This is a genomic window from Brevibacterium sp. 'Marine', assembly GCF_012844365.1.
In the GTDB taxonomy this organism is placed as follows: domain Bacteria; phylum Actinomycetota; class Actinomycetes; order Actinomycetales; family Brevibacteriaceae; genus Brevibacterium.
Genome location: NZ_CP051626.1, coordinates 874,604 through 893,446, shown reverse-complemented (window position 1 = coordinate 893,446; position 18,843 = coordinate 874,604). Strand labels below are relative to the sequence as shown.

General features: G+C 65.8%; 14 protein-coding genes. 5 read left to right on the top strand and 9 right to left on the bottom strand.

Annotation, left to right across the window (positions count from 1 at the left end):
- Positions 1-963 carry a helix-turn-helix domain-containing protein gene (locus HF684_RS03830; protein WP_169251420.1) on the bottom strand — a complete coding sequence of 321 codons (963 nt, stop codon included), beginning with the start codon at positions 961-963 and terminating at the stop codon, positions 1-3.
- Between the two features lie 167 nt (positions 964-1,130).
- Positions 1,131-1,727 carry a TetR/AcrR family transcriptional regulator gene (locus HF684_RS03825; protein ID WP_169251419.1) on the bottom strand — a complete coding sequence of 199 codons (597 nt, stop codon included), beginning with the start codon at positions 1,725-1,727 and terminating at the stop codon, positions 1,131-1,133.
- A gap of 100 nt (positions 1,728-1,827) precedes the next feature.
- On the opposite strand from HF684_RS03825, the gene HF684_RS03820 reads away from it, so the two are divergent.
- The 3 genes from HF684_RS03820 (at position 1,828) to HF684_RS03810 (ending at position 6,956) form a co-directional block, all read left to right on the top strand.
- Positions 1,828-3,765 (top strand): primary-amine oxidase, encoded by a 1,938-nt coding sequence (locus HF684_RS03820; protein ID WP_169251418.1) that lies wholly within the window; start codon positions 1,828-1,830, stop codon positions 3,763-3,765.
- A gap of 190 nt (positions 3,766-3,955) precedes the next feature.
- Entirely contained in the window at positions 3,956-5,596 is a 1,641-nt protein-coding gene (locus tag HF684_RS03815; RefSeq protein WP_169251417.1) for a GMC family oxidoreductase N-terminal domain-containing protein, read from the top strand.
- Positions 5,597-5,738: 142 nt separating this feature from the next.
- The gene (locus HF684_RS03810; RefSeq protein ID WP_169251416.1) at positions 5,739-6,956 is read left to right on the top strand and encodes a threonine/serine exporter family protein; all 1,218 of its coding nucleotides are present in this window, start codon (positions 5,739-5,741) and stop codon (positions 6,954-6,956) included.
- Between the two features lie 81 nt (positions 6,957-7,037).
- Here the strand turns inward: HF684_RS03810 and HF684_RS03805 are convergent, their stop codons facing one another.
- The 4 genes from HF684_RS03805 to HF684_RS03790 form a co-directional block, all read right to left on the bottom strand.
- Positions 7,038-8,105, bottom strand: a complete 1,068-nt coding sequence (locus HF684_RS03805; protein ID WP_169251415.1) for an IS110 family transposase — start codon at positions 8,103-8,105, stop codon at positions 7,038-7,040.
- Between the two features lie 320 nt (positions 8,106-8,425).
- A complete protein-coding gene (locus HF684_RS03800; protein ID WP_169251414.1) occupies positions 8,426-9,403 on the bottom strand; it encodes an aldo/keto reductase in 978 nt (325 codons plus the stop codon).
- A gap of 59 nt (positions 9,404-9,462) precedes the next feature.
- Positions 9,463-10,326, bottom strand: coding sequence for an SDR family oxidoreductase (locus HF684_RS03795; protein WP_169251413.1), 864 nt, complete (start codon positions 10,324-10,326; stop codon positions 9,463-9,465).
- A complete protein-coding gene (locus HF684_RS03790) occupies positions 10,323-11,699 on the bottom strand; it encodes an NAD(P)-binding domain-containing protein (RefSeq protein ID WP_169251412.1) in 1,377 nt (458 codons plus the stop codon). The genes HF684_RS03795 and HF684_RS03790 overlap by 4 nt, the downstream gene beginning before the upstream one ends.
- A 48-nt stretch (positions 11,700-11,747) precedes the next feature.
- Here HF684_RS03790 and HF684_RS03785 point away from each other — a divergent pair, with 48 nt between their 5' ends.
- Positions 11,748-12,428 (top strand): TetR/AcrR family transcriptional regulator, encoded by a 681-nt coding sequence (locus HF684_RS03785; RefSeq protein ID WP_169251411.1) that lies wholly within the window; start codon positions 11,748-11,750, stop codon positions 12,426-12,428.
- Between the two features lie 55 nt (positions 12,429-12,483).
- Here HF684_RS03785 and HF684_RS03780 read toward each other — a convergent pair whose 3' ends face one another.
- Positions 12,484-13,329: an Fpg/Nei family DNA glycosylase gene (locus HF684_RS03780; RefSeq protein WP_169251410.1), complete on the bottom strand. Its 846-nt coding sequence runs from the start codon at positions 13,327-13,329 to the stop codon at positions 12,484-12,486.
- A 231-nt stretch (positions 13,330-13,560) separates the two neighbouring features.
- Here HF684_RS03780 and HF684_RS03775 point away from each other — a divergent pair, with 231 nt between their 5' ends.
- On the top strand, positions 13,561-15,495 hold the full coding sequence (locus HF684_RS03775) for an aconitate hydratase (protein WP_169251409.1): 1,935 nt from the start codon (positions 13,561-13,563) through the stop codon (positions 15,493-15,495).
- A gap of 172 nt (positions 15,496-15,667) precedes the next feature.
- Here HF684_RS03775 and HF684_RS03770 read toward each other — a convergent pair whose 3' ends face one another.
- Positions 15,668-17,146, bottom strand: a complete 1,479-nt coding sequence (locus HF684_RS03770) for a catalase (protein ID WP_169251408.1) — start codon at positions 17,144-17,146, stop codon at positions 15,668-15,670.
- A gap of 235 nt (positions 17,147-17,381) precedes the next feature.
- Complete coding sequence (locus HF684_RS03765) at positions 17,382-18,671, bottom strand: hypothetical protein (protein ID WP_169251407.1); 1,290 nt, start codon at positions 18,669-18,671, stop codon at positions 17,382-17,384.
- Between the last annotated feature and the right edge of the window lie 172 nt (positions 18,672-18,843).

The window sequence follows — 18,843 nt, the reverse complement described above, 5'->3', positions numbered from 1 at the left end:
TCAGCCGGCCTGGGCGCTGCGGCGATACCCGGCGGGCGGCTGGCCGACGACGCTGCGGAACAGCCGGGAGAAGTGGGCAGGGTCGCTCAGTCCCCACCGGGCGCCGATGGCGGCCACCGGAGTCTGCCGTTGCCCGGGGTCGGCGAGGTCGAGTCGGCACTTCTCGACGCGCCGCCGCCGGATCTCCCCGGCCACGGTCTCACCGCTGCCTTCGAAGATCTGATGCAGGGTGCGCACCGAGATGAAGTGGGCGGCGGCGATGGTCGAGGGGGTGAGCTGCGGGTCCGAGAGATGAGCATCGATGTAGTCGGTGATCTCGGCACACAGTCGCTGCCGTTCGTCGATCTCACTGCCTGTGGCCGAGAGCTCATCGGCCATCACCGTGGTGAGCAGATCGACGACGTTGCCGGCCAGCCGCACACCGGTCGCCCGGCTGAGGGTCGGCAGCATGGCCCCGGCCTGGGAGATGACCTGGGCGACGACCGAGCCGAGCTGGTGGTCGGCACCGATCGGGGTGGCGGTGAGCTGACCGACGGTTCCGGCAGGAAGGTTGACCCGCGACTGCGGAAACATCATGACGTAGGACGAGAAGTCCGAATCGAAGCTGAGCGTATAGGGACGCGATGTGTCGTAGATGGCCAGCGAGCCGGGGGCCAGGGCCATCTCTCGCCCGTCCTGGACGAGCAGACCGTGCCCGTCGAGCTGCAGTGAGACCTTGAAGTAGTTCGTCCCGGCCGGGCAGCCGTGCGATTCCGATCGGGCTCGGGCGATCAGCTCGGGAGTGCGCAGGACGGCATGCGGGTGGGCGTTGATCTGCGACATCACCACGGAGTCGTAATCGCGCGCGCTGATGCGACCCTGGAATCCGCCTCGGCGCTGGGGTTCGGTATCGAGGGGGACGAACGAGTCCGAGACCAGGCTCCGCCAGTCGTCGAAGTCGTTCGCAGTGTCTTCAAGCAACATCGTCGTCCTCAGTTCGCTCGGCCCCGACCGCTGCGTCGAAGGCTCGTTGTCCGGTCACTCTATCCCCAAACGGCGGGGCAGTCACGACTTCAAGCCAGCTTACCGACCATTTGGTCATATATCTCCAGCAAAGCTCCCTCCACCCGGCGTACGTCGACCCCGTCGGATCAGCTCGACCGGCCGAGTCGGGCGATGAGATAGTCGAGCTGGGCCCGGAAACCGGCGAAGTCGAATCCGTACCCGCCGATGATCGCAGTGGTCTGCGCACCGAGGAAATACGTCAGGAGCACCTCGGCCTCCGATTCGATGTCGACCTCGCCCCGCAGCCGACCATCGGCGTCGGCCTCACCGAGCCAGGCCACGATCCACGCCCGCCACAGCTCCATGGTCTCAGCGGTCGCGCGGGCATGATCGGGATTCTGGGCCACCTCGGCGAGATAGGACAGGACGACGCGGGCCTCATCATGCAGCTCCGGCGTCACCGGGAGCACCTCATAGGCGAAGGCACGCAGCGCATCGAGCCCACGCAGACCCGCCGTCGAGGTCGCCACCCTGGCATTCGTGGCCTCGAAGACGTAGAGATAGGTGGCCGCCAGCAGGTCTGCCTTCGACCCGAAATACGACTTGATGACTCCATTGGCGAAGCCCGCCTCAGTCGCGATATCGCGCATCGTCGCCCCATTCAGACCTTGGCGGACGATCAGGCGCAGCGTCGCCTGCACGAGGTCCAGTCGACGCTGGTCGTGGTCGACGATCTTGGGCATGGCTCCTCCACAGCGGTGCAGATCGAGTCTTGACTTTATTTCCTACGAGTGTAGATTTTAGCGTGACTCAGCCCACAGGCCCAGATTGCAAAGGTGCACCATGTCCTGCCATTCCTCCACTCCCGTCGCCGAGGCGACCACAGCCACCCCCTTCACCCTGCCGACCGAGGCCGAGATCTCGACCGTCACCGCGGTGCTGCGCTCGGCCGGGCACTTCCCCGACTCCGCACGCATGGCCTACATCGGCCTGCTCGATCCCGTGCGGGGCACGGATCGGACCACCGCCGAGGTGGATCACCGCTTCCGTGCCTTCATCCTCGACAAGTCCGCCGGCACCGCCCACGATATCGTCGTTTCGGCGACCCGTGAGACGGTCGAATCCGTCGCCGAGGTGGACTCCACCGAAGAGGGCGAGTTCCCCGTCATGGAAGAGGAGTTCGAGGTCGTCGAAGAAGTGCTCGCCGCCGATCCGACGTGGCTGGCGAGCCTCGAGAAGCGCGGACTGCCCGTCGCAGAGGTGCGGGTGGCACCGTTGTCGGCCGGCGTCTTCGAATACCCGGAGGAGAAGGGACGGCGGATCCTGCGCGGGCTGGCGTTCCACCAGCAGCATGAGTCGGACTCGGCGTGGGCTCATCCGATCGACGGGCTCGTCGCCTATGTCGACGTCACGAACCGAACCGTCGACCAGGTCCTCGACCTCGAGAACGCACCGGTGCCCACCGAACACGGCAACTACACGGATCCCGAGCTGACCGGGCCCGTGCGGACTTCGCAGAAGCCGATCTCGATCACGCAGCCGGAGGGGCCGAGCTTCACGGTCACCGAGGGCAACCACATCGAGTGGGAGAAGTGGTCGTTCGATGTCGGCTTTGATATGCGCGAAGGCCTCGTCCTGCACAACATCGCCTTCGACGACGGTGAGCGCCGTCGCACGATCCTCGATCGGGCGGCGATCGCCGAGATGGTCGTTCCCTATGGTGACCCCTCGCCGGTGCGGTCGTGGCAGAACTATTTCGACACCGGCGAATACCTCGTCGGGCAATGGGCGAACTCGCTCGAGCTCGGGTGTGACTGCCTCGGCGATATCACCTATCTGTCTCCGTGGGTGGCGAACAACCTCGGCGAACCTCGGCAGATCAAGAACGGCATCTGCATGCACGAGGAGGACGCGTCGATTCTGGCCAAGCATTCGGACCTGTGGTCGGGTGTCGCCTACACCCGCCGCAATCGCCGCTTCGTCGTCTCGTTCTTCACCACGGTCGGCAACTACGACTACGGGTTCTATTGGTACCTCTACCTCGACGGCACGATCGAATTCGAGGCCAAGGCCACCGGTGTCGTCTTCACCTCGGCGCTGCCGAACGGGTCGACGGATTTCGCCTCCGAGATCGCGCCCGGTCTCGGCGCCCCGTTCCACCAGCACCTCTTCGGCGCCCGCCTCGACTTCGCCCTCGACGGCGGCACGTGCCGGGTCGAGGAGGAGGACGTCGTTCGTCTGCCGGTCTCGGACGACAATCCGCGCGGCAATGCCTTCAGCCGGTCTCGGACCGTCCTGGCGACCGAGTTGGCTGCGCAGCGGGATGCGGATCAGTCGAAGGCGCGGACCTGGGTGGTGACGAACCCGGAGTCGACGAACCGCCTCGGCGAACCGGTCGGGTACAAACTGCACCCGACGGGTCTGCCGACGCTGCTCGCGGCCGAGGATTCGTCGATCCATCGGCGTGCGACGTTCGCGTCGAAGTCGCTGTGGGTCTCGCAGTATCACGAGGACGAACGGTATCCGACCGGGGACTTCCCGAATCAGCACCCCGGCCATGCGGGGCTGCCGGCCTGGACGGCGGCCGATCGCAGTGTCGACGGGGAGGACATCGTCGTCTGGCACAGCTTCGGCCTCACCCACTTCCCGAGGGTCGAGGACTGGCCGATCATGCCCGTCGACACCGTCGGCTTCAAGCTGCGACCGGAAGGGTTCTTCGACCGCTCCCCCGTCCTCGACGTGCCCGCGCCCGAGTCCGGCTCCCCCTGCTGCGACTCCTGACCTCCCCAATTGCTACCCGACGGCGGCCCAGCAACCTGGCGCGAGGTTGCTGGGCCGCCGTCAGGTAGTTCGGGTGCGATTGGGCCGGAATTGACGATGCGCGCACAACCGTCGCCGACGGCTTGCCGAATCGTGCACACCTCGACCGCAGGCATTCCTCGGCGGTGACCGGCGTCACTAGCCTGAGGCCATGACAACCGAGCAGGAGGCAGGCACCGTGGCCGCGAACATCACCAGTCATCCGACGACTTTCCCCACCGAACTCCCCGATGACCACTTCGACTACATCGTCGTCGGAGCAGGATCGGCCGGGTGCGTGATCACCCGCCGGCTCCTCGATGCCGGGAAGAAGGTCTGTCTCATCGAGGCCGGCGGGGACGAGACGAACCCGAACATCGACCATCTCAACAACCTCGGTCTCATCTGGCATTCGGCTCAGGACTGGGACTACTACACCACTCCGCAGCCGGCTGCGATGGACCGGAAGATCCATCTGCCGCGCGGGAAGGTGCTCGGCGGGTCGAATGCCCTCAACGCCGTCATCTGGGTCCGCGGTGACGCCTGGGACTACGACCAGTGGGTCGAATCCGGATGCCCCGGCTGGTCCTGGGACGAGGTCGCCCCTGTCTTCGCCGCGATCGAGAACTATGACGGCGAGATCACCGAGAACCGCGGCACCAGCGGGCCGATGGATGTGCGCGTCGACTACGCACGCAACCCCCTGCAGGAGGACATGTTCACGGCCGCCACACAGACCGGCGTGCCCGTCAACGACGACTACAACTCAGGCACCGTCGAAGGCATCGGAAAGATCCAACTCAATGTCCGCGACGGCAGACGGCTGAACACCTGGCGCGCCTACCTCAAGCCCCGCCTCGGCGATGAGAATCTGACGATTCTCACCTCCGCTCACGCCCGTCGGCTTCTCCTCGACGGGACCGCGGTCACCGGTCTCGAGATTGATTTCCGGGGACGGGTCGGCACTCTGGCCGCCGGCGAGGTCATCCTCTCGGCCGGTGCCCTGGCCTCGCCCGAGCTTCTCCTGCGCTCGGGCATCGGTCCCGCCGCAGACCTTGCCGAGGTCGGCATCGACTCGGTCGCCGATCTGCCGGGCGTGGGCAAGAACCTCCAGGATCATTGGCTCTCACCGGTCGTCTTCGCCACCGGCGATCGGGAGGTGCCGATGGGAGAGGTCGCTCCGGCTGAGGTACATTTCTTTGCGAAGTCCCGACCGGAGCTGCCGGTCCCCGACACTCAGCCGCTGTTCTTCTCCGTGCCGATGTATGCCCAGGATGCTGCCCCTGCCGAGCAGACCGGACCGGGTCCCGGCGGAGCCTTCACTCTGCAAGGCGGCCTTGTGCGTCCCGAGAGCCGCGGCGAGGTCAGGCTCAGTGGCCCGAACCCGCAGGATCCGCTCGTCGTCGATCCGCAGGTGCTCTCGGCACAGGCCGATGTCGACGCTCTCGTCGCCTCGGTGAGGCAATGCCGTGAGATCGGGCGAGCCGAGGCCCTGTCATCGTGGCAGCCCACCGAGATCCACCCCGGCCCCGAGGTGGCCGACGAGGATCTCGAGGACTACGTCCGCGGGTCGGTCGTGACCTATCATCACCAAGCCGGAACCTGCCGGATGGGCACGGACGCCGAGGCGGTCGTCGACCCGGCCACGTTCGAGGTCCGGGGCGTGAGCGGGCTGCGGCTGGCCGATGCGTCGATTATGCCGTTGGTGCCGACCGGGAATACGAACGCTCCGACGATCATGATCGCCGAACGCGCCGCGACCGCTCTCGTCGGCTCCCCCGCCGACGGAATCACCGCCCCAGCCTCTCACTGATTCCCCTTATTGCTACCTGACGGGGGCTCAGCAACCTGGCGCGAGGTTGCTGGGCCCCCGTCAGGTAGTAAGAGGCTGGTATCTTCTACTTCGTCGGCCGATCTGCAGACGAGAGGGACTGGGAGTGCACGAGGCAAGCGATATGACCGTCCCCGCACAGGAGCTGCTGGTGACGATCGGGACGGGCCTGCTCGCCGGTGGGATCTCGTCGGTCGATGTCGAAGACGCACTGACCGGACTGGCGCCCGCGGTCGGATTGAGGTCCATCAACGTCGCCGCTCTCCCCAAGGGCCTGTTCCTCACCATCGGCCCCGGCAGTCCCACCCGGTTCGAACGCATCGGCCCGGACCTGCGGTTCGACCAAACTGCGAAGCTGCTCGACATCGTCGATGCCGTGCGCTCGCGTCGGCTCGGCGTCGAGGCCGCCAGCCGCATGATCGAGGCCGAGGTCTATGGGACTCCTGCTCGCTGGCCCGGATGGGTGACCTGCCTCGGCGCGGTGCCCATCGGCGTCGGACTGTGTCTGCTGCTCGAACCCGGACTGGTCAACCTCGCCTTCGCCGCCCTCGGTTCGCTCATCGTCGCGGCAGTGCTCGCCGTCAACGCCCGCCACCCCAGCCTCGGACCGCTGCTGCCGGTCACCTCGGCGTTCATCGTCGCGGTGCTCATCCTCATCGGCTACCGCCTCGACTGGCTGGACAGTCCCCTGCGCACGATCGTCGCCACCCTGGCCCTGCTGCTGCCCGGCAGTGCCGTGGTCACTGGACTGACCGAGATCTCCGCCGGGGCATTGTCCGCCGGCAGTTCGCGGCTCGTCTCTGCCACCGTCCAGTTGGCGATGTTCATCGCCGGCGTCGCCGGTGCCGCTGTGGCCACCGGAACCGGGGTCGAAGCCCTTGCGAACTCCCAGCTGACCGCCTCGACCTGGTGGCTGTCGGCTCTCGGCGTGGCGGCCGCGACGCTGGGCCTCATCATCTATCTGCATACCCCACTCGAGCACACGGTGCCGATCGTCCTCACCATCGCCGCGGCCGCGCTGGCTCAGCTGGGTATCGGCGCCGAATTCGGCGCGGCCATCGGCGGGCTGGCCGGCGCTTTGACCGCATCGCTGGTGGCCGTCGTGCTCTCTCGCCTGCCGAAAGGGCCGATCTGGCGGATCAGCTTCGTGCCTGCGTTCCTCGTCGTCGCGCCAGGGTCGTTCGGGCTCCTCAACGCCTCGCAGATCGAATTCGGCGACGGGTCCGGGGTCGCCGGCAGCATGCTGGCGGCTGCGACCACGTTCTTTACCATCGCCATCGGCACGGTCATCGGCGCTGCCATCGCCCACGCGGTCGAACCCAAGGACGAAATCGTCGCCTGAGCCAGGCTTCCTGCTACCTGACGGGGGCTCAGCAACCTCGCGCCAGGTTGCTGGGCCCCCGTCAGGATCCTTCTATGTCGGTCAAGCGGCTTGACCGATCGGGTTCGTGGCCTCGAGAATCCGATACACCGAACGGGCCAAACTACGCTTCATACACCGGATCGTCTCCTTCTTCGTCTTCCCCTCACTCAGCCGTCTAGCCATGTACGCCTGGGACTTCTTATGGTGAGAAAGCCGCGTGACTGCCACCATGTACAACGCAGAATTCAACCGACGATCACCACTGCGATTCAGCCGGAACCTCACCACATTCCCCGACGACGCCGGTATCGGACAGACCCCCGCCAACTTCGCGAACGCAGCCTCGGAACGCACCCGCCCATGATGCGACCACGCCAGGTAGAACACAGCCGCAGTGATCGGACCGATCCCCGGCTCAGCCAGCAACGCCGCCCCCGGACTGTCCTTGACCAAGGCCTCGATCCGGGCGGCGTAGTCCTTGATTTCGGCATCGAGCTCGACGACACGTTTGGCTAACCGGATGGCTTCCCGACGAGCCTCGGTCAGTGCCACAGACTCGTCCCTGATCCGCCACTTCGCCACCGTCTGAATCGTGACGACAGACAATTTCCGACGCGCATCGACACCGAGGTCATGACCACGCAACAGCGCAGTGAGCGCATTGATCGTCCGGGTCTTCTCCCGAGTCATGGACTCCCGCGCCTTGACCAGGATCCGCAGTCCCTGACGCGGCCCATCAGCCTGCCGGGGAAACCGCAGCCGCGACTCATCCAGCGACAGGACCGCGCCAGCGATCCGTCGGGCATCGATCCGGTCGTCCTTGCCCGTGGCATGCCGGTCGCGAGCATTCATGCTGGCAGCCTCGGCGACCGTGTACCCGGCCTCGGCGACATGATCGGCCAGGATCGCCCCGTACGTGCCGATACCCTCGATCACCCACAGGGTCTCAAGGTCCCCGCCGGTACGACGCCCGGCCCACGTCAGGGCTCGTTTGATGCCGGCTTTTGTCGTCGGGAACGTGGCAGTATCGATGTGCTCACCAGACTTGGTGAGGACACTGTAGACGTGGTTCTTCGCGTGGGTGTCGACGCCAACGACAAACGCGTATAAATGCGAGATGATAGTCATGACGGTTCGTGCTTCTCCTGTGTCGGAACGGATGAGGTCCGACCGTCGAACGGTCGGCTCCGGTCCGGGAGATAGTCACGTCGAAACACCACTGTGATGAGTCACGTTCGGTCAGGAACGGACAACCTTCTGATCAAGTTATCGATGTGGGCCGAGCCGGTGCCGACCGCCCACCAATCATCAGACAGATCCCGACGAGGACATCGTTGGAGTCAGTAGCAATTAGAGTCATGATGATCGATGGGACGGTCAGTTCCTACTCTGCCAGCCAGTCCCAGACCAGCCACTATCAATACTCACAGTAGCGATTGGGAGGGAAGTCAGGAGGGTTCTTCCTCCGCGAACGGAGTCGACGCCCGGTCGAGACGATCGACCTCGTCGGCGCTGAGCTCGAGTCCCGGTGCGGCCATGACCGCCTCGAGCTGCTCCGGCGTACGTGCCGAGGCGATCGGTGCCGTCACGCCCTTGGCCAGCAGCCAGGACAGCGCCACCGTCGCCGGAGCGACATTGTGCGAATCAGCGATCGCGACGAGATCATCGACGACCTTGAGCCCCTCGGAGCCGAAGTACCCCTGCACCATTCCACCCCGGTCGGCCCCGTCGAGGTCGGCCTCGGTCCGGTACTTGCCGGTGAGGAAACCCGCAGCGAGGCTGAAGTAGGAGAACACCGCTAGATCTCGCCGCTCGGCGACCGGGCGCAGATCGGTCTCGAATTCCCTCCGATAGACGAGGCTGTACTGCGGCTGGATGGCCACCGGCTTGACCAGCCCTTCGTCCTCGCATGCGGCGAACCACCCGGCCAGACGCGCCGGCGAATAGTTCGACACGGCGATATGCGAGGCCTTACCGGAACGGACGATCTCATCGAAGACGCGGGCCACCTCGGCGATGGGGGTCACCTCATCGTCACGGTGGGCGTAGTAGAGGTCGACGTGATCGGTCTGCAAACGCTCCAGTGAGGCGTCGATGGCGGTGCGGATGTATTCGGGGTCCTGCGTCTTGTGGTCGGGATGGTCGCCGACCTTCGTGGCGATGACGACGTCATCGCGGTTGCCCCGCGAGGCCAGCCAGGTGCCGATGATGGTCTCCGATTCGCGACCGGTGTTGCCGGGCACCCATGCAGGGTAGGACTCGGCGGTGTCGAGGAAATTGCCGCCGCCGGCCACGAAGGCGTCGAGGACGGCATGGGACTGCGCCTCGTCGGCCGTCCACCCGAAGGTGTTCGTGCCGAGATTGATCGGGAAGACGGACAGGTCAGTGCCGGGAATCTGCTTCCGAGACGTCAAACTTTCCTCCATTCGTCGAATGCTCGGCCGCGTTTGGACCGCGCACCGACGTAACGGATGAGTGCGGAGGACTATTCCGCCGAGGCGGCCCGCCCGTATCCGCGCCCCGTGCGGGAGGTCGTGAACGCCGACGTTTCGTAGCCGGCGCGGGCCTCGGCCCGCGCCTGAGCGACTTGGTCGGGCACCATGGCACCGAAGACACGGTCCCGGATCGGCTGCGGCAGGAGTCCGACCAGTCGGGTCACCGGACCGATGAAACCGGGCACGGTGATCTCGAAACGGGGCCGGGTCACCGCGTCGACGACGGCGGCCGCGACATCGTCGGGACGCAGCAGCGGGCCCGCACCGGCGCCGGTCCCCGCGGCCAGGACGGTGTCGACGACGGCGGGCATGACGGCGGTGAAGTGCACCCCGGTTCCGCGCATCTCTGTGCGCACGGCCTTGAGGTAGCCGAGCACCCCGTGCTTGGTCGCCGCATACGTCGCCTCCCCCGGGGTCGGCAGAATCGATGCCGCCGAGGCGACCGTGATGAGGTGCCCGTGCCCGGCCTCGCGCATGGCAGGCGCGGCAGCCTTGATCCCGTTGATGACGCCGAGGAGGTTGACCTCGAGCTGCGCGCGAGCGACCGTATCCGGTTCCTCGTCGAAAGAGCCGACCCACATGATTCCGGCATTGTTGACGAGCACATCGACGGGTCCGAGATCGCGGCGGACGGCTTCGAGGAAATCGGCGAAGGAGTCGGGGTCGGTGACGTCGAGGCCGAAGGCAGCCACTCCCAGTTCCGCGGCGGTGTCCGCAGCCGCTTCACGATCGCGGTCGCCGATGGCCACCCGGGCGCCGGCGGTGGTGAAACGCGCGGCGATCGCCTTGCCGATTCCGCGTGCCCCGCCGGTGACGGCGACGACCTTTCCGCGCGTTGAGCCGGAGCGTTTCATGCGGCGGTTCCTCCCTTCTTCATCTCCCGGTCGATCTCCCACAGGTAGTGGTCGAAGTCGACCTCCATCGTGTGCCGGGGAGAGTCGTAGAACTGCTTCTTGTTCCGGCGGTCGTCGCGGGCCATCTCTCGGACCATGTCCCGACGGCTCGGCAGCTCGCAGTCTCCGGTGAGGATCTTCGCGACCAGCTTCGCCTGGGCCTCGGACAGCGGCATGACCGCGCCCACCGGTTGGAGCAGGCCGATGAAGAACAGACCGGGCCGATCGGGGTGGACCATCCGCTTCCACAGCGGCAGATCGTTGTTCTCGACGTCGACGACATCGGAGGACAGGAATGGGAAGGACACCCGATAGCCGGTGGCCCAGACGATGAGGTCGGCCGGGGCTGAGGTTCCGTCGGTGAAGACGACGCGGTCGCCATCGAGGCGTTCGATCCCGGGACGCACCGTCACGGCACCGGCCTTGAGCCGATCCCGGATGGCATCGGATTGCACAGGGTGGGACTGGCCAGGCGCATGGCCTGGCACCGGCAGTCCGTACTTCTTCAACCCGCCGGAGAGGATCGCGCCAAGGCGCAGCCGGGCCGAGGTCATCCACCACGGAGCCCAGCCGGGCAGGACGATCTGGTCGGCGGCCATGCCCATGATCGTCTTCTTCATCACCCATTGGCCGCGTCGGATCGACAGGGTGACGGTGTTCGCCCGGTGCGAGCCTTCGACGGCGATGTCCATCGCCGAGTTGCCGGCACCGACGACGACCACATCGCGTCCGTCGAGCTGGTCGCCGCTGCGGTAGTCGTGGGCGTGGATCTGTTCACCGGCGAACTCCCCCGGGTAGGCAGGATCGGGCCAGCGGGCATCCCAATGATGGCCGTTGGCGACCATGACGGCGTCGTAGTGCCGAGTCTCCGACACGGCGTCCGGACCGATTCCGGATCTGATGTCGACCTCCCAATCGCCATGGCCGCCTCGGCGAACATCGGTGACTTCGGTGTTGAAGGTGATCGTGTGACCGAACCCGAAGTGGTCGACGTAGTCGCGGAAATAGGCGAAGACCTGGTTGTGGCTGGCGTAGTGCGGGTAGTGCTCGGGCATCGGGAAGTCGGAGAAGGCCATGCGCGGGCACGAGGTGTTGATCTGCAGGGTCTCGTAGCAGGCGCTTTGACCGTTGGGGTTGCCGAAGAGCCATGTGCCTCCGATTTCGCTGCCTTTTTCGAAGCAGTCGAACGGGATCGCCGAGGTGTAGAGGGTCTTCGCGGCGGCGATGCCGGACGACCCTGCTCCGATGATGCAGACCTTCGGCAGTGAGGGGTCCGGGGCGATCGGGGCGGTGGGGGCCGGTGCGCGACGACCTTGTCGAATCATGTAAGCCATGTCACAGAGTATGCCAGTGAAAATATGAATTTTCACTATAATGGGAGGATGGATTCTTCTCCGGCCCAGCCTTCTGCCCCACGTCGCTGGCACGGCACTCTGCGGTCGGAACGGGATTCGGCGCGTCGTACGCGTCTGCTCGACGCGGCTCTCGAACTCTATGGAACGATCGGGTTCCGCCGGACCTCGGTGCAGGCCGTGTGCCAGGAATCGGGGGTCTCCAGCCGGTCCTTCTACGAGCTCTTCCCGACTCAGGAGAGCCTTCTCGAAGATCTCTACATCGAACTCAACGAGGAGATCTCCACGGCCCTCGACGAGGCGCGGATCCCCTCAAGCGCCACACTCGCCGAGGCCGCCGGGCTGATCGTCGGGGCGGCGCTGTCGCCGATGCTCGATGACGAGCGCAAGGCCCGCGTCCTCGAGATCGAAGCCGTCGGCATCTGCGACTCGCTCGAGGAGCGTCGCCACGAGACGATGCGGCTGCTGGCCGCCTCGGTGCGGGGGGCCTTCGATGAGCTCGATCACGCCTACGGCCTCACCGCGCCGGCCGCTGCCGGCGACCTCACGAGCATCGTCCTCGTCGGTGGAATCACCGAGGCGCTCGTGCAGCGCATCCACACTCCCGCCGATGAGCGGTCTTCCCGGAATGAGTTCCTCACCGCCATCGCCGAGGTGGCCCTGCGCGCCCATGGCATCGCCGACCGCCAATTCCGCCTCCGCCCGGTGTGATGGTGCCGCGGGCACGGCGGGGGCCGGTGGTGCCGTCCGGGCCGACGGTCAAGGCTCACCTGAGGAGACGGTCCATGCGACGGTCGGAGAGCTTCTTGCCTCCTGTCTGACAGCGGGGGCAGTATTGGAGGGATTTGTCGGCAAAGGACACCTCGGCGATGGTCTCCCCGCAGACGGGGCACGTCTCGCCGGTGCGGCCGTGAACGGAGAATCCGCGTTTCTTCGCGGTTTTGATCCCGGCCGGCGGCAGACCGATGAGGGCGGTGCGCGCGGCATCGAGCACCTCATGAATGGCGGTGTGCAGCGCCTGCGGGTCGACGGTCTTCGCGGTCGCGAATGGGGAGAGTCGGGCGGCGTGGAGGATCTCATCGGTATAGGCGTTGCCGAGGCCTGAGATGATTCTCTGATCTTCGAGGACCGTTTTGATGCGGGAGGTCGACTCGGACAGCACCGCGGCGAGTTCGTCGACGGTGAGGCTCAGAGCGCCGGGGCCGAGCGATGCGAGGGCGGGCACCTCGGAGAGGTCGCGGACGAGGGCGACGGCGGCGTTCTTCTTCGATCCGGGTTCGATGAGGTCGACGGCGGCACCCGAGGCCAGTCTCACGCGCATTCCCAACGGCCCTCTGCCCATCCGGATCGGACCACTCGGTGCGGTGTCGTGCCAGGTCAGCCAGCCCATGCGGGCGAAACGGCAGACGAGGTCGAGACCGTCGAAGCCAATGATGAGGGCCTTCCCGCGGCGGGCCACTTCGGTGATTTCGAGTCCCGCGAGCGCATCGATGCTCGGGTCGACGGTCTTGAGCAGGCTGAGTTCGGCGATGTCGGCGCGCGTGACGAAATCGCCGATCAGCCGCGGACGCAGGAAGTCGACCAGCGCGTCGACCTCGGGCAGCTCCGGCATAGTCCCAGTATCCCCCTCACCTCCCAATCCCAACACCCCCAATTGCTACCTGACGGCGGCTCAGCAACCTGGCGCGAGGTTGCTGGGACGTCGTCGGGTAGTTCGCAGACGCACATTCCCGGTCTCGGGAGGTGACCGACCTTGAGAACCCTCGAGTGCACGACTAGCGTGGATTAATCACCGGCAGCCGTATGGTTTCGGTGGATCCCTGACTGCCGAAGGAGGCGGACAATGGCTGAGAACGTTGCTCAGAAGCTCATCCGATCACATCTGGAGTCCGGGGAACTCGCTCCCGGAAACGAACTCGGGATCCGGATCGACCAGACTCTCACCCAGGATGCGACGGGCACCCTGGTCATGCTCGAGCTCGAGGCCCTCGGCCTCGACCGGATCCGCACGGATCTGTCCGTGCAGTACGTCGATCACAACCTGCTGCAGACCGATGAGAAGAACCCGGAGGACCACGAATTCCTCCGCTCTGCGGCGGCGCGATTCGGGCTGTGGTTCTCCCCCGCCGGCAACGGCGTCTCCCACCCCGTTCACCAGTCCCGGTTCGGCAAACCCGGTGCGACTCTCATCGGCTCGGACTCCCACACCTGTGCCGCGGGCGCTTTGGGCATGCTCGCCATCGGCGTCGGCGGCCTCGAGATCGCCATGGCCATGGCCGGTGAGCCCCTCTTCATCAGCGCCCCGCAGATCATGGGCGTCGAGCTCACGGGCACCCTGCCCGACTGGGTCTCGGCCAAGGACGTCATTCTCGAGATGCTGCGTCGTCACGGCGTCAAAGGCGGAGTCGGGAAGATCATCGAATACCACGGGGACGGGTTGAGAAACCTCACGGCCATGGACCGTCACGTGATTGCGAATATGGGGGCCGAACTCGGTGCCACCGCCACGGTCTTCCCCGCCGACGATGCCGTCCGCGACTACCTGGAAGCCGTTGACCGAAGCGAAGACTTCACCCGCATCGAGGCCGACGCAGGTGCCGAATACGATCTCTTTGACAGCATCGATCTCTCGCAGCTCGAACCGCTCATCGCCGCACCGTCGTCGCCGGGCAATGTCACTCCGGTGCGCGAGGTCGCCGGCGACGACGTCTTCCAGGTCGTCGTCGGCTCCTCGGCGAATCCGGGCCTGCGAGATTTCGCCGTTGTCGCCGAGACCCTGGCCGACCGTCAGATCCACGCGCAGATCTCCCTCGACATCAACCCCACCTCACGCGAAGTCCTCGCCGATCTCATCGCCGGCGGATGGCTGACCTCGCTGGTGGGGTCAGGGGCCAGGATCCACCAGTCCGGTTGCATGGGCTGCATCGGCATGGGGCAGGCCCCGGCGGTCGGGCGCAACAGTCTGCGCACCATGCCCCGGAACTTCCCGGGCCGGTCGGGCACGGATGAGGACTCCGTGTGGCTGTGCTCGCCGGAGACCGCGGCTGCTGCCGCACTGACTGGGAAGATCACCGACCCCCGCGACCTCGACATGGACTATCCCGAGGTGCGGCTGCCCGAGAAGTACTCCGCGAACCGCAAGATGCTCGTTTCCCCGCTGGAACCAGAGGAAGCCCGATCGGTCGAACTCGTCAAGGGAGCGAACATCTCGACCCTGCCGGACTTCGATCCGCTGCCCGATGACATCGATCTGGAGATCCTGCTCAAGGTCGGCGACAACGTCTCCACTGACGAGATCATGCCCGCCGGCTCCCGTGTCTTGCCGTACCGGTCGAACATCCCGAAGATCTCAGAGTTCGTCTACATCCAGGTCGATGACACCTATGCCACCCGTGCCGCCGAGCACGACGGCGGGCACGCGATCGTCGGTGGGGAGAACTACGGTCAGGGGTCCTCACGTGAGCATGCGGTCATCGCTCCCCGCTATCTCGGTCTGCGGGTAGTGGTGGCAAAATCATTGGCGCGGATCCATTGGCAGAACCTCGCGAACTTCGGCGTCCTCGCCCTCGAGTTCACGGACGAGTCCGACTACGACTCACTGTCCCAGGGCGATGTGCTTGAGTTCCGTGGTCTGCGCGATGAACTCGGTGAGGGGACGACAATCACCGCCGAGGCGGCCGGTCGACCGTTCGAATTCCGCCATGGCCTGTCGCCCCGTCAGGTCGAGATGGTCCTCGCCGGCGGTCGCATCGCCCAACGCGCCGCCCACCTCAGCTGACTCTACGAACTACCTGACGGCGGCTCAGCAACCTGGCGCGAGGTTGCTGGGCCGCTGTCGGGTAGCAATTGGAAAAGAGAAGGCGGCCCGGACGCTCCCGCGGTGGAGAGGTTCCGGGCCGCCGTCTCGTGCGAGCTCTCGAGCGGTCAGGAGCTCAGGGCCTCACGCTGCTTCAGCCCTTGACCTTGGACTCGATGGCCGCGCCGGCCTCGGCGTCGATGTTCTTCCAGTACTGGATCGCATTCGACAGCACCGGCTCCTCGACTCCGTCCGAGAGTGCGCCGGCGACGGTCTCGATGAGACCCTGACGCTCTTCTTCGGAGTAGACCTCGCGGACCAGGGCGTGTGCCTGGCCGAAGTCGTCGTCCTCGGCGTGCAGGCTGTAGGCGCTGCGCACCAGTTCGCCATCGGCCTCCCAGCCGTTGTCGACCGGTCCTTGCTCGTCCTGGTAGGACCGTCCGTACGAGTTCGGGGCGTAGACCGGTGCATTACCCGAGTGGTGGTACTGCATCTGCCCCTCCTTGTCGTACGAATTCGTCTTCGTGACAGGAGCGTTGACCGGCAGCTGGTTGAAGTTCGTGCCGATGCGGTTGCGATGCGCATCCGGGTACGAGAACACGCGGCCCAGCAGCATCTTGTCCGGCGAGAGCCCGGTTCCCGGCACGGTGTTCGAGGGGCTGAAGGCAGCCTGCTCGATCTGTGCGAAGTGGTTCGAGGGGTTCTCGTTGAGGGTGAAGCGGCCGACCTCGATGAGCGGGTAGTCCTTCTTCGACCAGGTCTTCGTCAGGTCGAAGGGGTTGAAGCGGTAGGTCTTCGCCTCTTCGTAGGGCATGATCTGGACGTAGAAGGTCCAGGACGGGTAGTCCCCACGCTCGATGGCCTCGAACAGATCGCGGCGGTGCATATCCGCGTCCTCACCGGCCATCCGACCGGCTTCCTCGTTGCTCATGTTCTCCACACCCTGGTCGGTGTGGAAGTGGTACTGGACCCAGAACTTCTCCCCCTCGGCATTGACCCACATGTAGGTGTGCGAGGAGTAGCCGTTCATGTTCCGCCAGCTCTTCGGCAGGCCGCGGGGTCCCATGAGGTAGGAGACCTGGTGGGCCGATTCGGGCGAGAGCGACCAGAAGTCCCACTGCATGTTGTTGCTGCGCAGACCCGAATCGGGGGTGCGCTTCTGCGAGTGGATGAAGTCCGGGAACTTCATGGGATCGCGGACGAAGAAGATGGGCGTATTGTTGCCCACCATGTCGAAGTTGCCCTCTTCGGTGTAGAACTTCAGCGCGAATCCGCGCACGTCACGCCAGGAGTCCGGCGAGCCGAGCTCACCGGCGACGGTGGAGAAGCGGGCGAGCATCGGGGTCTTCTTGCCCGGCTGCAGGAAGTCGGCCTTCGTGTACTTGGAGACATCCGCGGTGATTTCGAGCTCACCGAAAGCGCCGGATCCCTTGGCGTGGGGGCTGCGCTCGGGCACACGCTCACGGTCGAAGCGAGCAAGCTTCTCGACCAGCGCAACGTCGTGGAGCAGCAGGGGCCCGTCTGCTCCGACGCTCAGCGAATGAGCATCTGATTCCCTCGGCGCACCGGATTCGGTCGTCGAGGGCTTGGTGTTGTCGTGTCCGGCGTACTCATGATCTGTATGTTGCGTCATCACATCTCCTTCAACCGTGAGATTTCAGGCATCGTCGCTCAGCTTGCGATCACGGCCACCGGTGAGAAGTGCTTCCCGCCGGTGCAGCTGATCGAACGACTGAGTGCCGTTGGCCTGATCTCGATTTCCCGACTTCGGCGGAACCTCGTCGGAGTCACTTTCAACATAACGATGTTCGCTACCAGGTACAACCCAGGTTCGGCTGTCAAAATTCCCGTCCCGGACGTTGCCCGTCTCACCCCTGCGCCGAGGCGGCCGATCCATCACTGGAACCGCCCGTCGATCCGCCGGTTCCGGATCCGCCGGAGCCTGCCGATCCGCCGCCCGAACCGTCCGACCCGGAGCCGGTGCTGCCGCTCGTGCCGCCGCTGGTGTCCCCGGTGCTGCCGCTGCCGTCGGTGGAGGTGGAACCGCTGCTCGCATCGGTGCCGTCCGTGGTCGTCGAGCCGCCGGTGGAATCGCTCGTGCCCGTCGTCGTGTCCGAGCCCTGTGAGCTCTGGCCCTCGGCCGTACCTTCGGTGCCGGTCTCCCCCGCCGAGGTGGACTGACCGTTCTGAGTACTCGATCCGCTGTTCGTGGAGCCCTGACCGCCGTCGGTGCCCGACCCGGATCCGCGCGACGATTCATCCCAGCCGGTCCCCGAGTCCGAGGTTCCGTCGTTGATGACGGTTTCGTCGTTCGCGGAGCTTCCGCTCACCGATCGTGAGATCTGCGAGGTGCCCGGTGAGATATCTGCTTCGGTGAAGTTCTCGGCCACAACGACCGCGCCGAGTCCGATTCCGAAGGCGGCGACGCCGATCGTCAGCGGGTAGAGGACCCGTTTGCGGCGCAGCTTCTGCCACCAGGTACGGGATCCGCTCTTGGCGTCATCGGCGCCCCCGTCCACGTCCTCGGACTCCCCCTCTCCCGTCGCCGAGGCGGCCGTCGCGTTCGCGTTGCCGACTGCGGGTTCCGGTGGGGCGAAGGCCGAATCCTCGGCGAGTGAGGGATCGACTGCAGCGGTCTTCCCGTTGGGGTTCTTCGCGATCTTCGCTTTGACTGCCGGGGCGAGTTTGGATCCGACCTGTTGGATCTTCTCCTTGCCTTTGTCGAGGCTGCGGCCGTAGAGGGTGACGGCCAGGGCGGTGACGATGCTGGCGACTCCGGCGCCGACGACAGTGCCCGCGACGCCGAGCTGCCCGCCGATGACCGACGAGGTCGCCGCAGCGCCTGCGCCTGCCAGCAGCTGAGTGGCGGAGATCCGACCGTCCGAGGACTTCTCGTCTTTTTCGTCGTCGACCGTCGCTGTCGATTCGGCGACGCCGGTCGCGGTCGCAGACGTGGTCGGGGCAGCAGCCGTCGGTGAACCTTGGGGTGTGTCGGGCAGCGTCGTCATCGGCTGCTGTGCGACCTCGCCGTCGCGGCGGATCGGGTTGGGCGGCATCACCGGGGTGACGAGATGTTCGGTGGGTTCGGCCGCCGGGGTCGGGTGGGAGCTGACGATCTCCTCGGTGATCAGCGGCAGGGTCTGGGAATGTTCCGGCATACGAGTGTCATCGTTGTGCTCGCGCTGATCGTTCTTGCCGCTGTCTCCGACCGCCAAAGTTCCTCCAAAGTCCGGTGGAGCACCATTCTCGGACACCGACGTTCGGGCATCCTGACACTTCGTGCCCGAAGCTGGGAAAGACCTGATGGAAACGGTCGGGTAAGGCTCCGCC

Excerpts from the sequence above, each read along its gene's own strand:
- HF684_RS03825 (WP_169251419.1), bottom strand. The coding sequence starts at position 1,727 with ATGCCCAAGATCGTCGACCACGACCAGCGTCGACTGGACCTCGTGCAG.
- HF684_RS03810 (WP_169251416.1), top strand. The coding sequence starts at position 5,739 with ATGACCGTCCCCGCACAGGAGCTGCTGGTGACGATCGGGACGGGCCTG.
- HF684_RS03830 (WP_169251420.1), bottom strand. The coding sequence starts at position 963 with ATGTTGCTTGAAGACACTGCGAACGACTTCGACGACTGGCGGAGCCTG.
- HF684_RS03765 (WP_169251407.1), bottom strand. The coding sequence starts at position 18,671 with ATGCCGGAACATTCCCAGACCCTGCCGCTGATCACCGAGGAGATCGTC.
- HF684_RS03800 (WP_169251414.1), bottom strand. The coding sequence starts at position 9,403 with ATGGAGGAAAGTTTGACGTCTCGGAAGCAGATTCCCGGCACTGACCTG.
- HF684_RS03815 (WP_169251417.1), top strand. The coding sequence starts at position 3,956 with ATGACAACCGAGCAGGAGGCAGGCACCGTGGCCGCGAACATCACCAGT.
- HF684_RS03770 (WP_169251408.1), bottom strand. The coding sequence starts at position 17,146 with ATGACGCAACATACAGATCATGAGTACGCCGGACACGACAACACCAAG.
- HF684_RS03785 (WP_169251411.1), top strand. The coding sequence starts at position 11,748 with ATGGATTCTTCTCCGGCCCAGCCTTCTGCCCCACGTCGCTGGCACGGC.
- HF684_RS03780 (WP_169251410.1), bottom strand. The coding sequence starts at position 13,329 with ATGCCGGAGCTGCCCGAGGTCGACGCGCTGGTCGACTTCCTGCGTCCG.
- HF684_RS03795 (WP_169251413.1), bottom strand. The coding sequence starts at position 10,326 with ATGAAACGCTCCGGCTCAACGCGCGGAAAGGTCGTCGCCGTCACCGGC.
- HF684_RS03775 (WP_169251409.1), top strand. The coding sequence starts at position 13,561 with ATGGCTGAGAACGTTGCTCAGAAGCTCATCCGATCACATCTGGAGTCC.
- HF684_RS03805 (WP_169251415.1), bottom strand. The coding sequence starts at position 8,105 with ATGACTATCATCTCGCATTTATACGCGTTTGTCGTTGGCGTCGACACC.
- HF684_RS03790 (WP_169251412.1), bottom strand. The coding sequence starts at position 11,699 with ATGGCTTACATGATTCGACAAGGTCGTCGCGCACCGGCCCCCACCGCC.
- HF684_RS03820 (WP_169251418.1), top strand. The coding sequence starts at position 1,828 with ATGTCCTGCCATTCCTCCACTCCCGTCGCCGAGGCGACCACAGCCACC.